At 33.7% G+C, this 22641-nt stretch carries 17 protein-coding genes; 13 read left to right on the top strand and 4 right to left on the bottom strand.

All coding sequences use genetic code 11. The features are described 5' to 3' along the window. Nucleotides 1–30: 30 nt before the first annotated feature. The 4 genes from ileS to VKY41_RS03535 all read left to right on the top strand — a co-directional run bounded on the left by ileS (nt 31) and on the right by VKY41_RS03535 (nt 5311). Entirely contained in the window at nt 31–3435 is a 3405-nt protein-coding gene (ileS, locus tag VKY41_RS03550; RefSeq protein ID WP_500813061.1) for an isoleucine--tRNA ligase, read from the top strand. A gap of 4 nt (nt 3436–3439) precedes the next feature. Continuing rightward, nucleotides 3440–3823 carry a TraR/DksA family transcriptional regulator gene (locus tag VKY41_RS03545; RefSeq protein WP_500813060.1) on the top strand — a complete coding sequence of 128 codons (384 nt, stop codon included), beginning with the start codon at nt 3440–3442 and terminating at the stop codon, nt 3821–3823. A gap of 160 nt (nt 3824–3983) precedes the next feature. Further along, complete coding sequence (locus VKY41_RS03540; protein ID WP_500813059.1) at nt 3984–4604, top strand: hypothetical protein; 621 nt, start codon at nt 3984–3986, stop codon at nt 4602–4604. A gap of 86 nt (nt 4605–4690) precedes the next feature. Continuing rightward, entirely contained in the window at nt 4691–5311 is a 621-nt protein-coding gene (locus tag VKY41_RS03535) for a lipoprotein signal peptidase (protein WP_500813058.1), read from the top strand. Here the strand turns inward: VKY41_RS03535 and VKY41_RS03530 are convergent. Genes VKY41_RS03530 through VKY41_RS03515 form a run of 4 tightly spaced genes read right to left on the bottom strand, consistent with a single transcriptional unit; the run spans nt 5308 to nt 8169 of the window. Beyond that, the gene (locus VKY41_RS03530; RefSeq protein ID WP_500813057.1) at nt 5308–5874 is read right to left on the bottom strand and encodes a 5-formyltetrahydrofolate cyclo-ligase; all 567 of its coding nucleotides are present in this window, start codon (nt 5872–5874) and stop codon (nt 5308–5310) included. The genes VKY41_RS03535 and VKY41_RS03530 overlap by 4 nt on opposite strands. After that, nucleotides 5867–6853, bottom strand: coding sequence for a succinylglutamate desuccinylase/aspartoacylase family protein (locus VKY41_RS03525; RefSeq protein WP_500813056.1), 987 nt, complete (start codon nt 6851–6853; stop codon nt 5867–5869). Before VKY41_RS03525 ends, VKY41_RS03530 begins: the two co-directional genes overlap by 8 nt. Further along, on the bottom strand, nt 6853–7725 hold the full coding sequence (gene rimK / locus VKY41_RS03520) for a 30S ribosomal protein S6--L-glutamate ligase (RefSeq protein WP_500813055.1): 873 nt from the start codon (nt 7723–7725) through the stop codon (nt 6853–6855). Before rimK ends, VKY41_RS03525 begins: the two co-directional genes overlap by 1 nt. Nucleotides 7726–7740: 15 nt before the next feature. Beyond that, entirely contained in the window at nt 7741–8169 is a 429-nt protein-coding gene (locus tag VKY41_RS03515; protein WP_500813054.1) for an ATP-dependent zinc protease family protein, read from the bottom strand. Between the two features lie 218 nt (nt 8170–8387). On the opposite strand from VKY41_RS03515, the gene uvrC reads away from it, so the two are divergent. The 9 genes from uvrC to VKY41_RS03470 all read left to right on the top strand — a co-directional run bounded on the left by uvrC (nt 8388) and on the right by VKY41_RS03470 (nt 22595). Beyond that, nucleotides 8388–10181: an excinuclease ABC subunit UvrC gene (gene uvrC / locus VKY41_RS03510; protein WP_500813053.1), complete on the top strand. Its 1794-nt coding sequence runs from the start codon at nt 8388–8390 to the stop codon at nt 10179–10181. Next, nucleotides 10178–12409, top strand: coding sequence for a patatin-like phospholipase family protein (locus VKY41_RS03505; protein WP_500813052.1), 2232 nt, complete (start codon nt 10178–10180; stop codon nt 12407–12409). Before uvrC ends, VKY41_RS03505 begins: the two co-directional genes overlap by 4 nt. 252 nt (nt 12410–12661) lie before the next feature. After that, a complete protein-coding gene (locus VKY41_RS03500; RefSeq protein ID WP_500813051.1) occupies nt 12662–13816 on the top strand; it encodes a homogentisate 1,2-dioxygenase in 1155 nt (384 codons plus the stop codon). Between the two features lie 95 nt (nt 13817–13911). Continuing rightward, nucleotides 13912–15072: a 4-hydroxyphenylpyruvate dioxygenase gene (gene hppD, locus VKY41_RS03495; protein ID WP_500813050.1), complete on the top strand. Its 1161-nt coding sequence runs from the start codon at nt 13912–13914 to the stop codon at nt 15070–15072. Between the two features lie 146 nt (nt 15073–15218). After that, a complete protein-coding gene (locus VKY41_RS03490; RefSeq protein WP_500813049.1) occupies nt 15219–16001 on the top strand; it encodes a DUF3108 domain-containing protein in 783 nt (260 codons plus the stop codon). After that, a complete protein-coding gene (locus tag VKY41_RS03485; RefSeq protein WP_500813048.1) occupies nt 16001–16924 on the top strand; it encodes a tryptophan 2,3-dioxygenase family protein in 924 nt (307 codons plus the stop codon). The genes VKY41_RS03490 and VKY41_RS03485 overlap by 1 nt, the downstream gene beginning before the upstream one ends. Continuing rightward, the gene (locus tag VKY41_RS03480) at nt 16882–18186 is read left to right on the top strand and encodes a peptidoglycan DD-metalloendopeptidase family protein (protein ID WP_500813047.1); all 1305 of its coding nucleotides are present in this window, start codon (nt 16882–16884) and stop codon (nt 18184–18186) included. Before VKY41_RS03485 ends, VKY41_RS03480 begins: the two co-directional genes overlap by 43 nt. Before the next feature lie 4 nt (nt 18187–18190). After that, nucleotides 18191–19843: a glucose-6-phosphate isomerase gene (pgi, locus tag VKY41_RS03475; protein ID WP_500813046.1), complete on the top strand. Its 1653-nt coding sequence runs from the start codon at nt 18191–18193 to the stop codon at nt 19841–19843. A gap of 160 nt (nt 19844–20003) precedes the next feature. Further along, nucleotides 20004–22595: a TonB-dependent receptor gene (locus tag VKY41_RS03470; RefSeq protein ID WP_500813045.1), complete on the top strand. Its 2592-nt coding sequence runs from the start codon at nt 20004–20006 to the stop codon at nt 22593–22595. The last annotated feature ends 46 nt before the right edge of the window (nt 22596–22641 follow it).

The following is a 22641-nucleotide window of genomic DNA, read 5'->3' as shown; positions in this document are numbered from 1 at the left end:
TTTCGCGGGACGAAAAGAATGACTGATATCATGAGTGTAAAATTCCCTGAGTACAAAGGACTTGACTTGCCAAATGTAGCTAATGAAATAAGCGCATATTGGGAAGAAAATAACATATTTGAAAAAAGCGTTACCACAAGAGAAGGCAACAAACCGTTTGTGTTTTTTGAAGGACCTCCTTCGGCAAACGGACTTCCAGGAGTGCATCATGTTTTAGCTCGAGCAATTAAAGATATTTTTCCGCGATATAAAACCATGAAAGGATTCCAAGTGAAGCGTAAAGCTGGATGGGATACGCATGGTTTACCCATAGAACTAGGTGTTGAAAAAGAACTAGGTATAACCAAAGAAGATATTGGTAAAACCATTTCTGTTGAAGATTATAATGCAGCTTGTAGAAAAGCAGTAATGCGTTATACAGACGTGTGGAACGATCTAACCCAAAAAATGGGATATTGGGTAGATATGGACAATCCATACATTACCTATGAGCCTAAATACATGGAATCTGTATGGTGGTTGTTAAAAGAAATTTACAACAAAAACCTACTTTATAAGGGTTATACCATTCAGCCTTATTCACCAAAAGCAGGAACGGGATTGAGCTCGCATGAGCTGAATCAACCAGGAACATACCAAGATGTAACAGATACAACTGTAGTTGCACAATTTAAAGCAAACGAAGACTCACTTCCGGAATTTTTACAAAATGAAGGAACAATTTACTTCCTTGCTTGGACGACGACACCTTGGACACTTCCAAGTAATACAGCCTTAACCGTTGGACCAAAAATTGATTATGTTTTAGTTGAAACTTACAATCAATATACTTTTGAGCCAATTAACGTAGTTTTAGCGAAGCCTTTAGTAAACAATCAGTTTGATGGAAAATTCAAGCGTGTTGAAACAAAACCAGAATTATTAGAATATAAATCTGGTGATAAGAAGATTCCGTACTACGTTGTAAAAGAATTTAAAGGGAAAGATTTAGTTGGAATTACCTATGAACAACTTTTACCTTACGCACTTCCTAATGATAATCCGGAAAATGCCTTTAGGGTAATTTCAGGAGATTTCGTAACTACCGAAGATGGTACCGGAATTGTACATACAGCGCCAACTTTTGGAGCAGACGATGCCTTGGTAGCAAAACAAGCACAACCAGAAGTGCCACCAATGTTAGTGAAAGATGAAGATGGAAACTTAGTGCCATTGGTAAATTTACAAGGAAAATTCAGACCAGAAATGGGTGAGTTTGCAGGTAAATATGTTAAAAACGAATACTACGCAGATGGTGAAGCACCAGAACGTTCAGTAGATGTTGAGCTTGCTATTAAATTAAAAGAAGAAAATAAGGCCTTTAAGGTTGAAAAATATAAGCACAGTTATCCAAACTGTTGGAGAACAGACAAACCAATTTTATATTACCCATTAGACTCTTGGTTTATTAAAGTAACTGATGTTAAAGATAGAATGTTCCAATTGAACGAAACAATCAATTGGAAACCAAAAGCAACAGGAACCGGTCGTTTTGGAAACTGGTTAGCAAATGCTAACGATTGGAACTTATCACGTTCTCGTTATTGGGGAATACCATTGCCTATTTGGAGAACAGAAGACGGAAAAGAAGAAATCTGTATTGGTTCTGTTGAAGAATTAAAAGCCGAAATGGCAAAAGCTGTTGAAGCAGGTGTTTTGGCAAAGGATATTTTTGAAGATTTTGAAGTTGGAAACAACTCCGAAGAAAACTATGCTAAAATCGACTTACATAAAAATATTGTAGACGAGATTGTTTTAGTTTCTGCTTCAGGAAAACCTATGAAACGTGAATCCGACTTAATAGATGTCTGGTTCGATTCTGGTTCTATGCCTTATGCACAATGGCATTATCCGTTTGAAAACAAAGAATTAATTGATGGTAATCAGTCTTATCCTGCTGATTTTATTGCAGAAGGAGTAGATCAAACAAGAGGTTGGTTTTATACACTTCACGCCATCGGAACTATGGTTTTCGATTCGGTTGCTTATAAAAATGTGGTTTCTAACGGACTAGTTTTAGATAAAAACGGACAAAAAATGTCTAAACGTTTAGGAAACGCCACAGATCCTTTCGAGACTTTAACAACTTATGGAGCAGATGCCACACGTTGGTATATGATTGCAAATGCAAACCCATGGGACAACTTAAAGTTTGATGTAGACGGAATTGAAGAAGTAAAGCGTAAGTTCTTCGGAACCCTGTACAATACCTATTCTTTCTTTACTTTATACTCAAACTTAGACAACTTTAACTACTCGGAAGCAGATATTCCTTTAAACGAAAGACCTGAAATAGATAGATGGATTCTTTCAGAATTGCATAGTTTAATTCAGAAAGTGGACGCGTTTTATACAGATTACGAACCAACTAGAGCAGCACGAGCAATATCTGATTTCACACAAGACTATGTGAGTAACTGGTTTGTACGATTAAGCAGAAGACGTTTCTGGAAGGGCGATTACCAAAAGGATAAAATTTCGGCATACCAAACCTTATACACTTGCTTAGTAACTATTGCAAAGTTAGGAGCGCCAATAGCACCTTTCTTTATGGATAGAATGTACATGGATTTAAATTCTGTTACTAAAAAGGAAAACTTTGAAAGTATACATTTATCAAACTTCCCTGTGTATGACGAGAGTTTTGTAGACAAGAGTTTAGAGCGCAAAATGGAAGCGGCACAAACAATTTCTTCTTTGGTCTTGTCATTAAGAGCTAAAGAAAAAATTAAAGTACGCCAGCCGCTACAAAAAATCATGATTCCTATAGACTCAAAGCAGCAAAAGGAAGAGATTTTAGCCGTTGCTGATTTAATAAAACATGAAGTAAACGTTAAGGAAATTGAGTTATTAGAGGATGCTTCGGATATCTTGGTAAAACAAATTAAGCCTAATTTTAAGACGCTAGGGCCTCGATTTGGTAAAGACATGAAATTAATAGCAAATGCTATAGTTGGCTTCACTTCAGAAGATATTAAGAAAATCGAGCAAAGTTCTGAAATACAGGTTGAAATTAACGGAAAAAGTATTACTTTAGGACTTGAAGATGTAGAGATAATATCACAAGATATAGAAGGATGGCTTGTAGCTAACGAGGGAACATTAACCGTAGCCTTAGATGTTATCATTTCCGAAGATTTACGAAGAGAAGGAATAGCTCGCGAGCTAGTTAATCGTATTCAAAATTTACGTAAAGATTCTGGATTTGAAGTTACCGATAAAATAGATGTACAGCTTCAAAAAGACGAGAAAATAGTGGATGCTGTGCAAACAAATATAACATATATTAAAGCTGAAACTTTAACAGAAAAATTAGAGATTATTGATCAAATAAATAATGGTATAGAAGTTGTATTCGACGATGTTAATACTAGATTATTTATTAAAAAACATTAAGAACATGGAGGAACAAATAAACGTAAGGTATCCAGACAAGGATTTAGCAGAATTTAAAGTGCTAATTCAGGAAAAAATAAAGAAAGCTCAACACGATTTAGAACTTATACAAAGTGCGTACATGAACGACCATAACAATGGTACCGATGATACATCGCCAACTTTTAAGGCTTTCGAAGAAGGAAGTGAAACTATGAGTAAGGAAGCAAACTCACAGTTAGCTATTAGACAAGAAAAATTTATTCGCGATTTAAAAAACGCGCTTATTAGAATTGAAAACAAAACTTATGGGGTTTGTAGAGTAACAGGAAAGTTAATAAACAAAGAACGTTTAAAATTAGTTCCTCACGCTACTTTAAGTATTGAAGCTAAAAATATGCAACAGTAAGAGGTCTGTTTCCTTCTGATTGAAAAATACAGATAGGAATTTCAATATTTAAATATCAGAACCATTTGGTTTAAATAGAATAAAAAAACGCTTCAACATTTTGAAGCGTTTTTTTATAACTTCTTTTTAAGTAAACTTAATTGAAGAATTATTATAATATATGAAGTATATCATATACGCAATAATTGCGTTTTTTACTCTTCACATACAAGCACAGAAAACTAATATAAAAACCTTTTCTTCTGGAGGAATTTCAACGCTTGTTATAGAGGGTAATTCTATTTTTAAAATAGAAATTGAAACAGCAAAAACAGAAACCATTTCCATTCTTTCTGAAGTTGAAGGAGAGAATAACGAGCAAGTGGTTTTGTTAACCGAACTAAAAGGACAGGAACTACATGTTTCAAGTGGTTTTCAGCCCATGTTTGTTGAAATGAACGACAAATTGAGTGCCCATAAACTTATTTCTATTGAGCTAAAATTAGTGATTCCAGAACATTTAAAGCTTCATATTTCTAGCGATATTGCTTCAGTTTATTTGTCTGGAAACTATAAGTATGTGGATGCCCAACTAATAAACGGCGCTTTAAGTGCTGAAAACTTTTATGGAGATTTATTGGTAAACACGCTACAAGGAAATATAAGTGTTAGTACAAATTGGTCTATAGTTGAGGTTTCAAGTAAACATGGATATATAATAAAGGAAGATTTAAATCTTGGAAATCATCAAATTAATTTAAATTCAATAAATGGAAATATTACAGTAAGCAAAACTGAATAATATGCCTATTTTTGTTTAATTATAACTAATGCTATTTAATAAGCACCCACTTCTACCTATCAATAGGTACGTCTTTGATTGATAATATGAGCTTAAAAAAATCCATCCTTTTCATTGTCCTTATTTTATTAATAGATCAAATAAGCAAAATATACATTAAAACCCATTTTGCTTTAGGAGAGGAACTGGAAGTGTTTTCATGGTTTAAAATTTATTTCGTTGAAAACGACGGGATGGCTTGGGGAACCAAGTTTAGCGATTTTATTTCCTTCATGAATGATAGAACAGCGAAATTATCCTTAACCATTTTTAGAGTGGTAGCTATTTTTGGAATAGGATATTGGTTGTACGATGCAGTTAAAAAGCATCATCCTCCAGTGCTAATTTGGGCAATTATTTTCATTTTTTCTGGCGCTTTAGGGAATATATTGGACTCTGTTTTTTACGGCATTTTGTTTAATGATAGTTACGGACAAGTGGCCTCGTTTTTACCGTCTGAAGGAGGCTACGATAGTTTGCTCCATGGAAAAGTGGTAGATATGCTATATTTTCCTTTGTGGAAAGGGTATTTGCCAGAATGGCTGCCGTTTTTTGGTGGAGAGTATTTTACCTTTTTTGAACCTGTTTTTAATATTGCCGACGTAGCTATAAGCGCAGGTTTTGGTCTAATTATTCTGTTTAATAAGAAAGCGTTTCCTAAGGACTAATTAAACTTGTAAACTTGTTTTGGAGTTACACAATAATCCAAAGCGATATCGCCTTCAAACACATCCTCAATTTTTGTTTCTGATTCAAAAAAAGACAAGCCAATTTTTAGAGTTTCAGCTTGGCATTCTGATAAAAATTTATCGTAAAAACCTTTGCCATAGCCTACACGATGTCCTTGACTGTCAAAAGCCAAAAGTGGGACAAAAATAACTTCTAATTTTTTGTTAGGAACTTCTATACCATCAATAGGTTCAGGAATGTTATAGGAGTTTTTTTTAATAACTGTGTTGTCCGTTAATAGAAAATGGACCATATTTCCAGTTGAAAAATCACTTTTAGAAATTACAATATTCTTATCCTTTCCAGAAAGAATGTTTAAAATATAATCGGTATTAATTTCTTTATGTTCTACAATAGAAAGAAAAAGATGGTAAAAGGAATACTCCCAGATATCTATAGTTAAAAGTCTGTTGGCAATTTGTAAGCTTAAATCTTCAATAGCTTCTGAAGATAATTCTTGACGTTTCAGCTTGTATGTTTTTCGCAATTCGGCTTTAGTCATGATGCGATTTTTTCAGTTTGGTAGCAATATGAAACAAAGCATCACCTTGATACACAATAGGCGCTTCGTTCACATTAATAATATATCCGTTCTGATTTGCTTTTACAAAATGATTAAATTTTCCATACGGATCTGTAATGTTTCCTATAATATCGCCTACGGCTACTTTAGTGTTTATGGTTGTAGAAGCCTTAAACATGCCGGAATAGTTAGCGCGTTGCCATTTAGAACTGGTTATAAAAAGACTTTCCTTTTTTGGAGCTGTAACTTTGAATTTGTTCTGTAACATTCCTAAGTGATGTAAAATCCTCTTTGTACCATTTACAGCAGAATTAGTTACATGGTTGTCTATATGGAACGATTTTCCTCCTTCAAACAACAGCATGGTTTTGCCTAATTTAAAGCATGTGTTTCTGAATGATTTTTTTAAATGTTTAGAATAAAATACAAAAGGAGCACCAAAAATGGTTGCTAATTTATCCAACTCGGGATTGTTTTTTACAATACGAATTTGAGGCGCATTAAATCGACCTGCACCTCCTGTGTGAAAGTCTAAAATAAAATCTACTTCGGTTACAATCTCGGTAATCAATTCGAAAGCAACACGACTGGCAAGAGATCCTTTTTTAATTCCAGGAAAAACCCTGTTCAAATCCCGACCATCAGGGAATTCCCGTTTTAAGTTAATAAATCCAAATACGTTAATAATTGGCATACAAATTATAGTTCCAGACTTTGGTTTATTAATTCCTTTAGCTATAAGTTGTCTTACTATTTCAACACCATTTACTTCGTCTCCATGAATTCCAGCAGTAAATAAAACGACGGGACCTGGCTTTTTAGAACGTTCTACAAAAACAGGTACATCGATGCTTGAAGTGGTATGCAGATTAGCAACTCCAAAATTGAGTTCACAACTTTCTCCTACTTTAATTTTTCTTCCAAGAATGGTTATATACTCTTTATGTACGTATTCCATTATTTATTTTTTTCAATAAAAGTGATAATTGATTTGGCAATGTTTTTTCCTGTAGCACCTTCAATACCTTCTAGTCCTGGAGTTGAGTTTATTTCTAAAAGTAAAGGGCCACGAGCAGATTGTAACATGTCTACACCACAAACAGGAAGCTTTAATGCTTTGGCTGCATTCATAGCTAGTTTTAATTCGCCATCACTTAATTTTATAATTTCAGCCGAGCCTCCTCGATGTAAATTTGAACGAAACTCTCCTTCTTTGCCCTGACGTTTCATCGCGCCAACAACTTGTCCATCTACAACTAAAGCTCTTAAATCAGCACCTTTAGCTTCTTTTATAAATTCCTGAACAATGACACGAGCCTCTAAGCCATTAAAAGCTTCAAGAACAGATTCTGCTGCGCTTTTTGTTTCAGCTAAAACTACCCCTAAACCTTGAGTACCTTCAAGTAATTTTATAATTACCGGAACGCCTCCTACATGTTCAATGACTTCTTCAACATCTCTAGAGTAATTAGTAAACACTGTTTTTGGCATACCAATGCCAGCCTTGCTTAAAAGTTGCAGACTTTTCAGTTTATCTCTTGAGCGTAATATTGCTCCAGAGGAAACAATAGAAAATACCCCCATCATTTCAAACTGCCTAACAACAGCACAGCCATAAAAAGTTACCGATGCTCCAATTCTTGGTATAATAGCATCAACATAATCTAAATATCTGTCCTTATAAAAAATGGTAGGCTTTTCCTTTTCGATAATAATATCACATTTTAAAGGATCTATAACCTCTATTTTGTGATTTCGTTTTCGACCTTCCTCAATCAATCTTTGTGTAGAGTATAAATGGGAATTTCTGGATAAAATAACAATATTCATTTTTTTGTATTAAAATTAGATGGATTGGGTTTTGTTAAATGATACGTTTTGTAAATCTACGTCAACAAGGAATTTTTTGTTTAAAAATTGCCTTCCTATTAAAACAGGAAACTTCATGTCGTCTCTTGTGCTTAAAGTGAGGTTGATTTTATATGTTTTACCGAAAAGAACTACTTCCGATTTTATTTTGAATCTATTTTCTTTATAGCCATTACTGCTTTTTACATCGGTTTTGGAGTAACTATCAAAAACAACTTGTTTACCACTAAAGTTTGGATGCCCTTTGCTGTAAAAGGTGCATTTTAATTTTTCGCCTTCAACAATTATTTCAGAGCAGTGTATGGAGGAGGTATATGCTCCTGTGTCTATTTTGGCATCGATGTTAAATAAATTTAATTTTGGAAAGTCTATTTTATCAACTCTTCCTATAACTTGTTTTTCCATTTTAAAGATATTAAAAAGTGAGGCAAGGTAATGAAATAGCTCACTTATTTTTTTTAATTGGGGGCTTTTTTCATCATTTTTAATTTATATGGGATATTTAGAACTTAAAAAATTAAATGAATTACCTTTGAGTGATATACTAAAATACATTTTTTCTTCAAAAAAAACACGATAATTTCTAGTAGTCCATGTTTTAAAGTGGAATTAATAATTTTTTTATGAGTGAAACACCCTTAGAGATACAGTTGCAAACTTTACCCAACGAGCCAGGCGTGTATCAATATTTTGATGCTAATGGCACTATTTTGTATGTAGGAAAGGCCAAAAACCTTAAAAAACGGGTTAGCTCGTACTTTACAAAACAACACGATTACGGGAAAACTAAAGTGCTTGTAAAAAAAATTGCTAGCATAAAGCACATTGTTGTAAATACTGAAACTGATGCTTTATTACTCGAAAATAACTTAATAAAAAAATACCAACCAAGATATAATGTTCTTTTAAAGGACGACAAGTCCTATCCTTGGATTTGCATTAAAAACGAACATTTTCCTAGAGTGTTTTCCACACGACGTGTTATAAAAGATGGGAGTGAATATTTTGGTCCATATACAAGTATGAAAACTGTTTCAACTTTATTGGATTTAATTAGAGGCTTGTATAAACTTAGAACTTGTACTTATGATTTGTCTGAAGATAAAATTGATGCAGGAAAATATAAAGTCTGTTTAGAATATCATTTAGGTAATTGTAAAGGACCATGCGAAGGCTTGCAAACAGCAATGGGTTACAACGAAGATGTTAAAGCTATTAGGGAAATTTTAAAAGGAAATTTCAAAGATTCGTTAACCCAATTTAAGCAGCAAATGAAAGATTTTGCCGAAAAAATGGAATTTGAGGAAGCTCAAGTTATTAAAGATAAAATTGAAATATTAGAAAATTATCAGGCAAAATCTACAGTTGTAAACCCGAAAATAAGCAATGTAGATGTGTTTTCAATTATTAGCGATGAAAGTTATGCTTATGTGAATTTCTTACAACTATCCTATGGGTCCATTATACGTTCGCATACTTTAGAAATAAAGAAAAAACTTCAAGAATCGGATAAAGAATTATTGGAATTAGCGATTATTGAATTACGACAGCGTTTTAATTCTAATTCAAAGGAAATCTATGTGCCGTTTAATATCAGTTTAGGTGAAGATGTTAAGGTATTTGTACCTCAATTAGGGGATAAAAAGCATATTTTAGATTTATCCGTTCGGAATGCGAAATATTATCGTTTGGAACAATTAAAGCAAGTTAAAATTGTTGATCCGGATAGACATGCCAATAGAATTATGGCACAAATGAAAGCCGATTTACGCCTTAGCGTGGAACCAAGACATATAGAGTGTTTTGACAACTCAAATATTCAAGGAACTCATCCTGTTGCGGCTTGTGTGGTTTTCAAAAACGGAAAGCCAAGTAAAAAAGATTATAGGCATTTTAATATTAAAACGGTTGAAGGTCCAGACGATTTTGCTTCTATGGAAGAAGTCGTGTACAGACGCTATAAAAGATTGTTGGATGAAGGAAGTCCTTTACCACAATTAATTATTATCGATGGAGGAAAAGGACAACTTTCTTCGGCTTTGAAAAGTTTGGATGCACTTCAGTTACGTCAAAAAATTGCAATTATCGGAATTGCGAAGCGTTTGGAAGAATTATTCTATCCAGATGATCCAATTCCCTTATATTTAGATAAAAAAAGTGAAACTTTAAAAATCATTCAACAACTTAGAAACGAAGCGCACAGATTTGGAATCGAGCATCATAGGAATAAAAGAAGCAAGACAGCTTTAAATACAGAGCTAGAAACCATACCTGGTATTGGAGAAAAAACAATTGTCGACCTGTTAAAAGCATTTAAATCTGTAAAGAGAATTTCAAACGCTAAGCTAGATGAGCTGGAGGATGTTGTAGGGGTTTCAAGAGCGCAAAAAATTTATAATTACTATCACAATTCATGAAGTATACTTTAATCATTTTATCCATGTTTTTTACAAGCATTGCATTTTCTCAAAACACTGTTCAGGAAGATGTGAAAATTGGCTTGGTATTAAGTGGTGGAGGCGCTAAAGGCTTGGCGCATATAGGTGTATTGAAACTTGTAGATAGTTTAGAAATTAAAATTGATTATGTAGCTGGAACTAGTATGGGAGCTATTATTGGGTCTCTGTATGCTTCAGGATATTCTGGATATCAAATTGACTCCATTTTTAAGGGAGTGAATTTTGATAAAATTATTAACGACGATTTGCCAAGAGCGGCAAAAACCTTCTACGAAAGAGATAATTCAGAAAAGTATGCGGTTACCTTACCATTTGAAAAATTTAAACTCAAGTTGCCATCCGCTCTCTCTCGCGGACAAAATACTTTGAGTTTGCTTTCCAAGCTAACCTTACACGTAAGTCATATTGATGATTTTAGTAAGCTTCCAATTCCTTTTTTCTGCATTGCAACAAATATAGAAACTGGTCAAGCAGTTGTTTTGGATAAAGGGAATTTAGCTCTAGCCGTTACCGCAAGTGGAGCTTTTCCATCATTGTTTCAACCAGTAATTATTGATGAACAACTTTTAATAGATGGAGGTGTAATTAATAATTATCCTATAGACGAATTAAAAGAAAAAGGTGTGGACATTATTATTGGGGTGGATGTTCAGGACGATTTAGCATCTAGAGACCAATTGAAATCTGCTCCAGATATTCTACTTCAAATCAATAATTACAGAACAATTAACGATATGAAGGTAAAGTCGAAAAAAACAGACATTTATATCAAGCCTGATATTTCTGACTTTACAGTGGTTTCATTTAGTGATGGAAGACAGATTATTTCTAACGGTGAAGAAGCAGCTATCAAAAAAATAGATGCTTTAAAACACGTGGCTTCAATGCAAACCGAAAAGGCTAGAAGTCCTTTGGTAATTAGGCCGGTAGATAGTATAAAAATTAATACCATAGAGATTGATGGCAATCAAAAATACACCAATGCCTACGTGCTAGGGAAGCTTAAGTTTAAACAAGATGTAAAGATAGATTACCAATCATACGTCGAAGGTGTAAACAACTTGGCGGCAACCAATAACTTTGATAATGTAATTCATAAGTTAAAGCCGTCTAAAAACTCTGAAGGTTACGATTTGCATATTACACTTAAAGAAAGTAGTGTAACAACTTTTTTTAAATTAGGAGTTCATTATGACGACCTATATAAAACAGCTGGTTTGGTAAACTTAACCAAGAAAAAACTGTTGATTAAAAACGATGTGCTTTCCTTCGACTTTATAGTGGGCGATAATATTAGATATAACTTTGAATATTATATAGATCAAGGCTTTTATTGGAGTGTTGGTTTTAGGTCTAGATTCAACCAATTTAAGAAAGTAATTCCTGCTACTTCCTTACTTACCGACGAAGAATTAGGAATCATTAATGTAAACAAACTTGATATAGCTTTAAAGGATTTAACCAACCAGTTTTATTTACAAACCCTGTTTACCAAGGATATGTTTTTAACCTTGGGTGCCGAGCATAAAAAATTAAAAATTTCTTCTGAAACTGTTTTAACTGGAACGAGTACTGAAAAAACTACTTTTGAAAATAGTGACTATCTAAGTTTGTTCGGAAAACTTAAATTTGATTCTTACAACAATAAATATTTTCCTACTAGCGGATTTTATTTTAATGGCGATTTTCATCTATATTTATACTCGTCGGATTATAATGAGAATTTCTCCGAATTTTCTATTGGTAAAGCTACAATTGGATACTCCCATAGTTTTAATAGTAAATTAACCGCCAACATTACAACACAAGGAGGTTTTAGTATTGGTGAAAACGACAATCCATACTTGAATTTTGCTCTTGGTGGTTATGGAGTAGATTATATAAACAACTTCGATTCTTTTTACGGTTACGATTTTATTTCGCTTTCAGGAAACAGTTTTGTGAAAGGAGCTATAACTCTGGATTACGAACTATTTAAAAAGAATCATATAAATATAGGCGCTAATTTTTCTAACATTGCCGATAATATTTTTGATGATGGCGAATGGTTTACTTCGCCAGATTATTCGGGGTATGCCATTGGTTATTCCTTAGAATCATTTATTGGGCCAATTGAATTGAAATACACCTATTCCCCAGAAATAAAAAAAGGGATTTGGTTTTTTAACTTAGGTTTCTGGTTTTAATATTTTATCAAGATTAGGAATTCTACCGCTTTATTAAAATAAATTGTCGTAAATATTTTCGATATTTGAAGTCTATGAAATATTACTGGACAGATTTACTTTTGCACCTCCAATTTCTTATTAAAAGAAATCCGGAATAAATAGGCATAATTTGTATCTTTAGATAAATTTTATTTAAGTGTAATTTGAGTTTTTGTTTAAGCTAAAGTTTTAAATATCAGATTATAACTTCTAACAATTAATTTTTAAGAAATGCCATTTTATCATAAACTAGGGAAAATTCCACCTAAAAGACATACGCAGTTTAAAAAACCAGACGGCAGCTTGTATAGTGAACAATTGTTTGGAACTATAGGATTTGACGGTATGTATACAAATTCATATCACGAACAACGTCCAACTCAGGTTAAAGCTATTAATAAACAATACAGTGTAGCTCCAAAAATTGCCAAAGAAAATAGTATCCAATCATATCGATTTAGAGGTTTTCAAGTAAAACCAGAAAATGATTATTTGGAAAGCCGAAAAACGGTTCTTACTAATAGTGATTGCAGCATTATCCTTGCTGCGCCAAAACAGTCCACTACAGATTATTTTTATAAAAACTCCGATGCTGACGAATTGATTTTCGTACACAAGGGAACCGGAAAACTACGTACACATTTAGGGAATTTAAATTTTAAATATGGCGACTATTTAGTTGTTCCAAGAGGAACCATTTATAAAATGGATTTCGACACAGAGGATAACAGATTGTTTATAGTGGAGTCTAGAAGACCAATATATACTCCAAAAAGATATAGAAACTGGTTCGGGCAGTTGTTAGAACACTCTCCGTATTGCGAAAGAGACCTTCGTAGACCAGAAGAACTAGAAACTTATAATGAATCTGGCGAGTTTTTAATGAAAGTTAAAAAACAAAACGACATATTTGAGATAGTTTATGCGTCACATCCATTTGATGTTGTTGGTTATGATGGGTATAGCTATCCATACGCTTTTTCAATTCACGATTTCGAACCTATAACCGGCCGAATTCATCAGCCGCCGCCAGTTCATCAAACTTTTGAGACAGATGCTTTTGTGGTATGTAGTTTTGTGCCAAGACTATACGATTATCACCCACTCTCAATTCCAGCCCCATACAACCATAGTAATATCGATAGCGATGAGGTTCTGTATTATGTAGATGGAGATTTTATGAGTAGGAACGATGTTGATGCTGGACACATTTCTTTGCATCCAGCTGGAATTCCACACGGGCCACATCCTGGAGCAGTAGAGCGTAGTATTGGAAAAGTAAAAACAGATGAGTTAGCTGTAATGGTTGATACTTTTAAACCATTAAAAGTTACAGAGGAAGCATTGAAAATAGCAGACGAAGATTATTTTAAATCTTGGTTATAGTAAATATATAATTCCTGTAAAAACAGGAGTTTAAATAATTATAAAAGTTTAATTAATACGATTCTCGGTTTACGGGAATGACTAAAGTAAACACAATGAGCAAAGAAATTAAATCAGTAGAGTACGGATTAGAAAAAATATTTGAAGGCGCACAAGATTTCCTTCCTTTATTAGGTACGGACTACGTTGAGTTTTATGTTGGAAACGCAAAACAAGCAGCACATTTTTATAAAACAGCATTCGGTTTTCAATCTTATGCGTATAAAGGTTTAGAAACAGGATCTAGAGACGAAGTTAGTTATGTGCTAAAACAGGATAAAATCCGTTTGGTACTAACAACGCCTTTAAATAGCAAATCTCCAATTAACGACCATATAGTAAAACATGGTGATGGGGTTAAAGTTGTAGCCTTATGGGTGGAAGATGCTAGAAGCGCATACGAAGAAACTACTAAGCGTGGAGCTAAATCTTATATGGAGCCAACGGTGGAAACCGACGAGCATGGAGAAGTAGTACGTGCTGGAATTTATACCTATGGAGAAACTGTACACATGTTTGTAGAGCGTAAAAACTACAAAGGACAATTTTTACCTGGATTTACCGAATGGAAATCAGATTATAACCCAGAACCAACGGGACTTAAATTTATCGACCACATGGTAGGAAATGTAGGTTGGGGCGAAATGAATACTTGGGTAAAGTGGTATGAAGATGTTATGGGGTTTGTTAATTTCTTATCTTTTGATGATAAACAAATTCATACAGAATACTCGGCTTTAATGAGTAAAGTAATGAGTAATGGAAATGGAAGAATCAAGTTCCCGATAAACGAACCTGCTGAAGGCAAAAAGAGATCGCAAATTGAAGAATATTTAGATTTTTATGAAAGCCCTGGAGTTCAACATATAGCTGTAGCTACGGACGATATTATTAAAACCGTAACGCAAATGCGAGAAAGAGGAGTTGAGTTTTTATCTACCCCACCAGAAGATTATTATCGAGCTGTACCTGGCCGTTTAGAAGAGTTTAGCCACGAGTTGCGTGAAGATATCGAAACTCTTAAGAAATTAGGAATCATGATTGATGCAGATGAAGAAGGTTATTTGTTGCAAATTTTCACCAAACCAGTAGAAGATAGACCAACGCTGTTTTTTGAAATTATCCAAAGAATGGGGGCACGTGGTTTTGGTGCTGGAAACTTTAAAGCTCTTTTCGAGTCTATTGAACGCGAACAAGAATTAAGAGGTACATTATAATATACATTTAACTAAAAGTTGCTTAAAAACTCTATCAATTTAACTGATAGAGTTTTTTTGTTTTATACATTTGGAATGGTAATTGTAATTATTGGGTTTAAACAATAATATTGTTTTCAATTAATTACATTTATACAAATAAAATTATGAAAAAAATAGTTCTAATACTTCTAAGCTTAGTTTTCGTTTCTGGTGTTTTTGCACAAACCGAAAGTTCTTTCGGCCATGGCGAATGGTTCCGATTTGAAATGAGTTATAGTGGGTTTTTAAAAGCTGGAGAGGCAACTGTTTCAGTTAAAAAAGCTACCTATAAAAACAAACCTGTGTACCATGTTGTAGGTAAGGGTTGGACAACAGGTGCTATTAAGTGGTTTTTTAAAGTAGAAGATAGATACGAAAGCTATTTCGATAGAGAAAAAATTATGCCTTATAAATTTATAAGAGATATCAATGAAGGTGGGCATACAAAAAATATAGAAATCGAGTTTGATCAAGTTAACAACAAAGCCTATGTTAACAATCTTAAACACAATACAAAAAAAGTGTTTGATACAAAGCCGAATATTCAGGACATGATTTCTACCTTTTATTACTTAAGGGATAATTTAGATATTGAAAACCTGAAGGTAGGTGCCGAGGTGCATGTTGATATGTTTTTTGATGATGAAAACTATGGATTCAAATTAAAGTATCTTGGAGATGAGGTTGTTGATACAAATTTCGGAAAGGTTCATGCTTTAAAATTCAGACCTTATGTTATGGCAGGAAGGGTGTTTAAAGAGGAAGAAAGCTTGACGCTTTGGGTTTCAAATGACAAAAATAAAGTACCTTTACGTATTCAGGCTAATTTAGCAGTCGGCTCGCTAAGAGCAGACCTAAATGCCTTTAAAGGATTAAAGCACCCATTTAAAATTATAGCAAAAAAATAATGGAATTAGATAAGGAAATAACCAAAAAGTTAAATGAAAAATTTGAGGCTATTGGACAAGATTTAAATGTTCATTTGAAAGGTTTATTATATAGTAAACCCATAAATTATTGGGATTATATCCAAACAGACGCATTATTGGATCTTCAAACCCAACGATCTGTATTGCCTGACGAAATGGTGTTTATTATGTACCATCAAATAAATGAATTATTGTTTAAAATGATTCTTTGGGAAATAGAACAAGTTGCAAAGACAGAACAAGTTGAAGCAGCTTTTTTTACAGATAAACTCATGCGGGTTAGTAGATATTTCGATATGCTAACGTCATCCTTCGAAATTATGAAACATGGAATGGATGTCGAGCAATACAATATGTTTAGAAATACCTTAACACCGGCAAGTGGTTTCCAAAGCGCCCAATACAGAAAAATTGAATTTGCATCAACGGAACTTATCAACCTAATTGATAACAGGTTTAGAAAAACGATTGATAGAAATACTTCATTTGAACACGCTTTTGACCATTTATATTGGCAGGCTGCAGGAAAAGATTACGAAACTGGCAAAAAATCCTATTTATTAACAGTTTTTGAAGAAAGATACAAAGATGAATTTATTAGATTTGCTAAATTCTATAATACTAACAACATGTGGACCAAGTTTAAAGAGTTGCCACAGGAGGTTAGAGAGGATAAAGAATTAATAAAAGCCATGCGCCATTACGACCATACGGTCAATATTAAATGGGTTATGGCTCATTATAATACAGCAAATCATTATTTAAACATTGGTGGTAAAACCGCCGAAGCAACAGGAGGAAGTGAATGGGTAAAGTATATGCATCCAAAATATCAAAGAAGAATATTTTTTCCAGAACTATGGAGCGAGAAGGAATTGAAAGAGTGGGGAGAAAATGTTTAATACTTTTTGCAATTATTTTAGGTTTAAATAGTTGCAAGGAAGGGAATCCGCAAGTTATTGAAGAAGAACTAGCCTTTGCAGAACCCGTTGTTGAAGATGTTTACGAATTTGGTTTCAATTTAAACGACTATCACGTTAAAAGAGATACGATAAGAGCAGGAGAAAGCTTTGGCGAAATTATGCAACGTCATAAAATAGGATATCCAAAAATTTTTCAAATCGCCGAAAAAGCACGTGACAGTTTCGATATAAGAAAACTTCAAATAGGAAAACCTTATACTTTATTATGCTCTAAAGATTCACTTCAAGAAGCAAGATGTTTCATTTATCAGCCCAATAAAGAGGAGTATGTTGTTCTTAATTTCCAAGATTCCATTCATGCTTATACCAGTAGAAAACCTATAAAATATGTAGAGAAGGAAGTGTCTGGGATTATTTCTAATAACATTTCTGAAACTCTAGCGCAACAAGGCCTAAGTTTTATTTTGGCTTATAAAATGTCTGATATATACGCATGGACTATAGATTTCACCAGACTTCAAAAAGGAGATAGATTTAAAGTTATCTACACAGATAAATATATAGACGACACTATTTATGCTGGAATAGACAATATTAAAGCAGCAGTTTTTGAACATAAAAACGAACCTTTTTATGCTTTTGAATTTGAAACCGATAGTGTAAAAGGATTAAAAGATTACTTTAACGAAGAGGCCAAAACATTACGCCGTGCGTTTTTGCAGGCACCAGTAGAATACAAACGTATATCTTCTCGATACAATCTTAGACGACGTATTGCTTTGTATGGAAATAAAATCAGACCACATAAGGGAACCGATTTTGCAGCAAATATAGGAACTCCTATTAGGGCTACAGCTAATGGAACGGTTACTAAATCAAGTTTTACAAGAGGAAATGGTAATTATGTAAAAATCAAACATAATTCTACTTACGAAACCCAATACCTGCACATGAAAAAGCAAAATGTTAAGGTTGGGCAATATGTAAAGCAAGGAGATGTTATAGGTTGGGTTGGAATGACAGGGAATACCTCTGGACCTCATGTATGTTACAGATTTTGGAAAAATGGCGAGCAAGTAGATCCGTTTAAAGAAAAGTTACCTGCAGCCGAGCCAATCCCAGATGTTCTAAAAGCTAAATATTTAGATTATATTAGCCCAATTAAAGTACAAATAGATCGTATTGAGTATAATGATGTAGAAGAAAATCCTTCGAAAAATTTAATTACTCAAGTCCAATAATATTATGAGCTTACCAAAGATTGATCCAACATCTACACGTGCCTGGGAGGAACTCAGTGCGCATTTTCGATCTATGGAGACCGCTCATATGAATGAGTTGTTTGCTCAAAATCCCGAAAGAGCAGAGAAGCTAAGCATACAGTGGGAGGATTTTTATGTCGATTTTTCTAAAAACATTCTAACGGAAGAAACAATTTCCTTGCTACTTGATTTGGCTAAGGAAGTTAAATTAGAAGAGGCTATTGCTAGTTATTTTTCAGGTGAAAAAATAAATGAAACTGAAGATAGGGCAGTTCTTCATACAGCATTGAGAGCTAATAAAACAGACACTATTCTAGTAGACGGTAAGAATGTTGTTCCTGAAGTTTTTCAAGTTAAGGAACAAATAAAAACCTTTACCAATCAGATTTTAAGTGGTTCAAAAAAAGGGGTTACAGGAAAAACCTTTACAGATGTCGTAAACATTGGTATTGGAGGTTCAGATCTAGGACCGGCTATGGTTGTTAGTTCTTTGGAGTTTTATAAAAATCACTTAACAACACACTTTATAAATAATATTGATGGCGACCATGTAACTGAAGTTATTAAAAAGCTGAATCCGGAAACCACTTTATTTGTAGTTGTATCTAAAACTTTTTCTACTCAAGAAACACTTAGCAATGCAAGCACTATTAAAAATTGGATGCTATCTCAAAAAACAGGGTCAAACGAAGAAACAATTTCAAAGCACTTTGTAGCTGTGTCCACTAATATTGAAAAAGTGAAGCAGTTTGGTATCGACGAATCAAATATTTTTCCAATTTGGGATTGGGTTGGAGGTCGATTTTCGCTATGGAGTGCAGTTGGTTTATCTATAAGTCTATCTATTGGCTTTGAGAATTTCAATAAGTTGTTGTTGGGTGCTAATAAAATGGATGCACACTTTAAATCGGAAGCCCTCGAGAAAAATATTCCGGTAATCTTGGCTTTAATAGGTGTATGGTATAACAATTTCTTTAAAACCGGAACACATGCTATTATTCCATATTCTCAATATTTGCATAAATTTTCCGCCTATTTACAACAAAGCTGCATGGAAAGCAATGGGAAATCTGTAGATAGAAATGGGAATATTATAAACTACCAATCAGGATCAATTATTTGGGGACAGCCAGGTAGTAATTCGCAACATGCTTTTTTTCAATTACTTCACCAAGGAACAAAATTAATTCCTGCAGATTTTATCGGTTTTGTAGAACCATTGCACGGCAATCAAGAACATCACGACATACTGATTTCTAATTTTATTGCGCAAACCGAAGCTCTTTTGAAGGGAAAACCAAAAGATGAAGTTTTAAAAACATTAGAAAAGGATAAGTTATCATCAGAAGAGATTAATAATGTACTTGCCTATAAAGTGTTTTCAGGAAATAAACCTACAAACTCCATCTTTATAAATAAACTTACTCCAGAGAGCTTAGGCAAACTAATCGCTTTATACGAACATAAGATATTTGTTCAAGGTATCATTTGGAATATTTTCAGCTTCGACCAATTTGGAGTTGAGCTTGGCAAGCAGCTAGCTGGAAATATTTTAGAAAAAATGAAAAATAACAGCTTTGCCAATCACGACGCTTCAACTATAAAATTATTGCATTATTACAAAAAATTAACTTAAAATTTTGTTGAAAAGCATGTTAATAGCTTTTTTTTTGTGAATGTAATATTGCTATTAAATTCCTTATCTTCAAGATGTTAATTTATTAACAATTACAAAATAAATGTTCGATTATTTAAATGTAGTTTTGCGAAAAATTTTAACAAATCTTTTTAATACAATGGGAAAAATTACAAGATTATTACTTTTAGCAGGAGCATTCATGTTTACAGCTGTTACCATGGGACAAAGTGTTGTTACTGGTACTATTATGGATGCCGAATTGGCTGCACCACTGCCTGGTGCAAACATCGTTGAGAAAGGGACAACCAATGGGGTGTCTTCAAACTTCGATGGAGAATTTACTTTGAATACATTATCTTCTTCAGGAGAAATTGTTATTTCTTTCGTAGGTTATACCAAAGTTGTGGTAAAATTTAATGGGAACAAAGATTTAGGAGTTATTTCACTTATGCCAGATAACACTTTGGAAGAGGTTGTGATTATTGGTAGTGGAGTTATCGATTTAGCGGAAGATAGAGCAACACCAATTGCTGTATCAACAGTTAAAAAGGTAGAGATCCAACAACGTGCAGTAGGTAACGTTGAGGTTTCTGAAATTATTAAAAACACACCTTCTGTATATGTTTCTGGGCAAACTGGTTTTGGTGATTCTCAAATGTTTTTACGTGGTTTCGACCAAACTAACATTGCAGTTTTATTAAATGGTCAGCCTGTAAATGGAATGGAAGATGGTCGTGTGTATTGGTCTAACTGGGCTGGTATTGCAGATGTAGCAAACGGTGTGCAAGTGCAACGTGGTCTAGGATCGTCTAAATTAGCTATTTCTTCTGTAGGTGGTACAATGAATTTGATTATGAAATCGACAGAAAGAACTAAGGGAGGGTTTGCTCGTTTTTTAGGTGGTAATGACAGTTACTTTAAAGGAACCGTCTCTTATGATACTGGTTTAAATGAAAATGGTTGGTCATTTTCTGTATTATTAGATCACTGGCAAGCTCATAGAAAATGGGCGCAAGGAACATTTGGTTCTGGACAAACTTACTTTTTATCTGCTGGTTATAAGGCAAATGAAAGTCACACATTCAACGTTTTATTAACGGGAGCACCACAACAGCACGGTCAAAGATTTTCTCAAAGCTTAGAAACTTTAGCTGAGAATCCTAAATTTAACCAACACTGGGGATATACTTCTGATTTAAATGGAACTCAGTATTCATCAGATATTAAATCTGAAAGAACAAATTATTATCACAAACCAGTATTTAACTTTAACTGGGATTGGAATATTTCTGAAAAATCAGAATTAACAACTGTAGCTTATGCATCATGGGGACGTGGTGGTGGAACCGGAGATCTCGGACGTGGTAGAATAAGAACTGCCGATGGTCAAATTGACTATTACGCTATTGAGCAACAAGCATTAGCTGATAACAATGGTATAGGTAACGAAAGTGGAGAAAGCAGCTCAAGTTATGTACTTCGTTCTTCTGTAAATAACCATTCTTGGTATGGATTAGTAACAAACTTTAACCATGAAATATCTGAAAATTTAAACTTTAATGTGGGTGCTGATATTCGTTTATATAGAGGAGATCACTTTAGACAAATAGCTGATTTTTATGGTTTAAACGGTTGGGCTAACGATAGACCTGATGGAGCCGTTGTAACGGAATCATATGATGCTAGCCCATGGGCTTCATTATTTAGTTTTGCCGATAAAGGTCAGAGAATTAATTATGATTATTCAGAAAACATTAACTACCAAGGGGCTTTTGGGCAAGTAGAGTATGCTACTGACGATTTCTCTGCATTTTTCCAAGGAGCAATTTCAAACCAATCATACCAAAGGGATGGACGTTTTGGAGATCAAGGAAAATCAGATAAAGTCAATAAATTTGGATACAACTTAAAAGGTGGTGTTTCATACGCTATCGATCCAGAAACTAGCCGTATTTATTTAAATGCTGGTTTTTACTCAAGACAACCTTTCTTAGATAATATTTTTAAAGATATTAGAAATTCAAATGAGATTTTTACAAATCCAGGAGTGGATAATGAAGAAATCACAAGTTTTGAGTTAGGATATAAGTTTAGAATTGACAACTTTAGAGCGGACTTTAACTTCTACTATACAGATTGGGATAATCGTGTAATCTCAGGTTTCGATATAGACGATAATGGAACTCCTAATGATGATTCGGATGATTATGAGTTAAATATTTTCGACCGCGGTGTTCGTCAAGTTCATAAGGGTGTAGAATTAGATATGGAATACCGTTTAAGTAATGTATTTAGCTTAACAGGATACGTTTCAAGCGGAAGCTGGGAATATGAGGGTACTTCAGATGTTTCGGTTTATGACGATCGTACAGGTGATTTAGTTTCTGAAACTCCAGGTACAAATAGAGATGGTGTTAAAATAACTAATGCACCACAATTTACTGCAGGTTTTGGGGCAAGAGCTCGTGTGATTGAAGGTTTATCAGTTTATGGAAATATTAATTACTACGAAAAACTTTATGCAAACGATGGGAATTCTGTTCAAATAGAGAATGTTGGTACAATTCGTCCATATTCTTTAACAGATTTAGGATTGTCTTATAACTTCGAATTTGGAGGACAAAGCTTAACCTTAGTTGGAAACGTTTATAACCTATTTGATGAAGTTAGAATTCAACAAACAGATAACTTTGGATACATTAATACTAATGGTATTACATTTAATGCATCTATTAAATATAACTTCTAATTTTGTTTAAAATTATTTTAAAACCTCTTCATTTTGAAGAGGTTTT

It is taken from the genome of Xanthomarina sp. (genome assembly GCF_035306605.1).
Taxonomy (GTDB): Bacteria; Bacteroidota; Bacteroidia; order Flavobacteriales; family Flavobacteriaceae; genus Xanthomarina.
Note: the sequence above shows the minus strand (reverse complement) of the source record. Positions and strands in the feature narration are given on the sequence as shown.

Coding starts and splice junctions, on each gene's coding strand:
- VKY41_RS03500 (WP_500813051.1), top strand. CDS start 12,662: ATGCCATTTTATCATAAACTAGGGAAAATTCCACCTAAAAGACATACG.
- uvrC (WP_500813053.1), top strand. CDS start 8,388: ATGAGTGAAACACCCTTAGAGATACAGTTGCAAACTTTACCCAACGAG.
- VKY41_RS03490 (WP_500813049.1), top strand. CDS start 15,219: ATGAAAAAAATAGTTCTAATACTTCTAAGCTTAGTTTTCGTTTCTGGT.
- VKY41_RS03530 (WP_500813057.1), bottom strand. CDS start 5,874: ATGACTAAAGCCGAATTGCGAAAAACATACAAGCTGAAACGTCAAGAA.
- VKY41_RS03545 (WP_500813060.1), top strand. CDS start 3,440: ATGGAGGAACAAATAAACGTAAGGTATCCAGACAAGGATTTAGCAGAA.
- rimK (WP_500813055.1), bottom strand. CDS start 7,725: ATGAATATTGTTATTTTATCCAGAAATTCCCATTTATACTCTACACAA.
- VKY41_RS03535 (WP_500813058.1), top strand. CDS start 4,691: ATGAGCTTAAAAAAATCCATCCTTTTCATTGTCCTTATTTTATTAATA.
- VKY41_RS03470 (WP_500813045.1), top strand. CDS start 20,004: ATGGGAAAAATTACAAGATTATTACTTTTAGCAGGAGCATTCATGTTT.
- VKY41_RS03480 (WP_500813047.1), top strand. CDS start 16,882: ATGGAGCGAGAAGGAATTGAAAGAGTGGGGAGAAAATGTTTAATACTT.
- VKY41_RS03540 (WP_500813059.1), top strand. CDS start 3,984: ATGAAGTATATCATATACGCAATAATTGCGTTTTTTACTCTTCACATA.
- ileS (WP_500813061.1), top strand. CDS start 31: ATGAGTGTAAAATTCCCTGAGTACAAAGGACTTGACTTGCCAAATGTA.
- VKY41_RS03505 (WP_500813052.1), top strand. CDS start 10,178: ATGAAGTATACTTTAATCATTTTATCCATGTTTTTTACAAGCATTGCA.
- hppD (WP_500813050.1), top strand. CDS start 13,912: ATGAGCAAAGAAATTAAATCAGTAGAGTACGGATTAGAAAAAATATTT.
- VKY41_RS03485 (WP_500813048.1), top strand. CDS start 16,001: ATGGAATTAGATAAGGAAATAACCAAAAAGTTAAATGAAAAATTTGAG.
- VKY41_RS03525 (WP_500813056.1), bottom strand. CDS start 6,853: ATGGAATACGTACATAAAGAGTATATAACCATTCTTGGAAGAAAAATT.
- VKY41_RS03515 (WP_500813054.1), bottom strand. CDS start 8,169: ATGGAAAAACAAGTTATAGGAAGAGTTGATAAAATAGACTTTCCAAAA.
- pgi (WP_500813046.1), top strand. CDS start 18,191: ATGAGCTTACCAAAGATTGATCCAACATCTACACGTGCCTGGGAGGAA.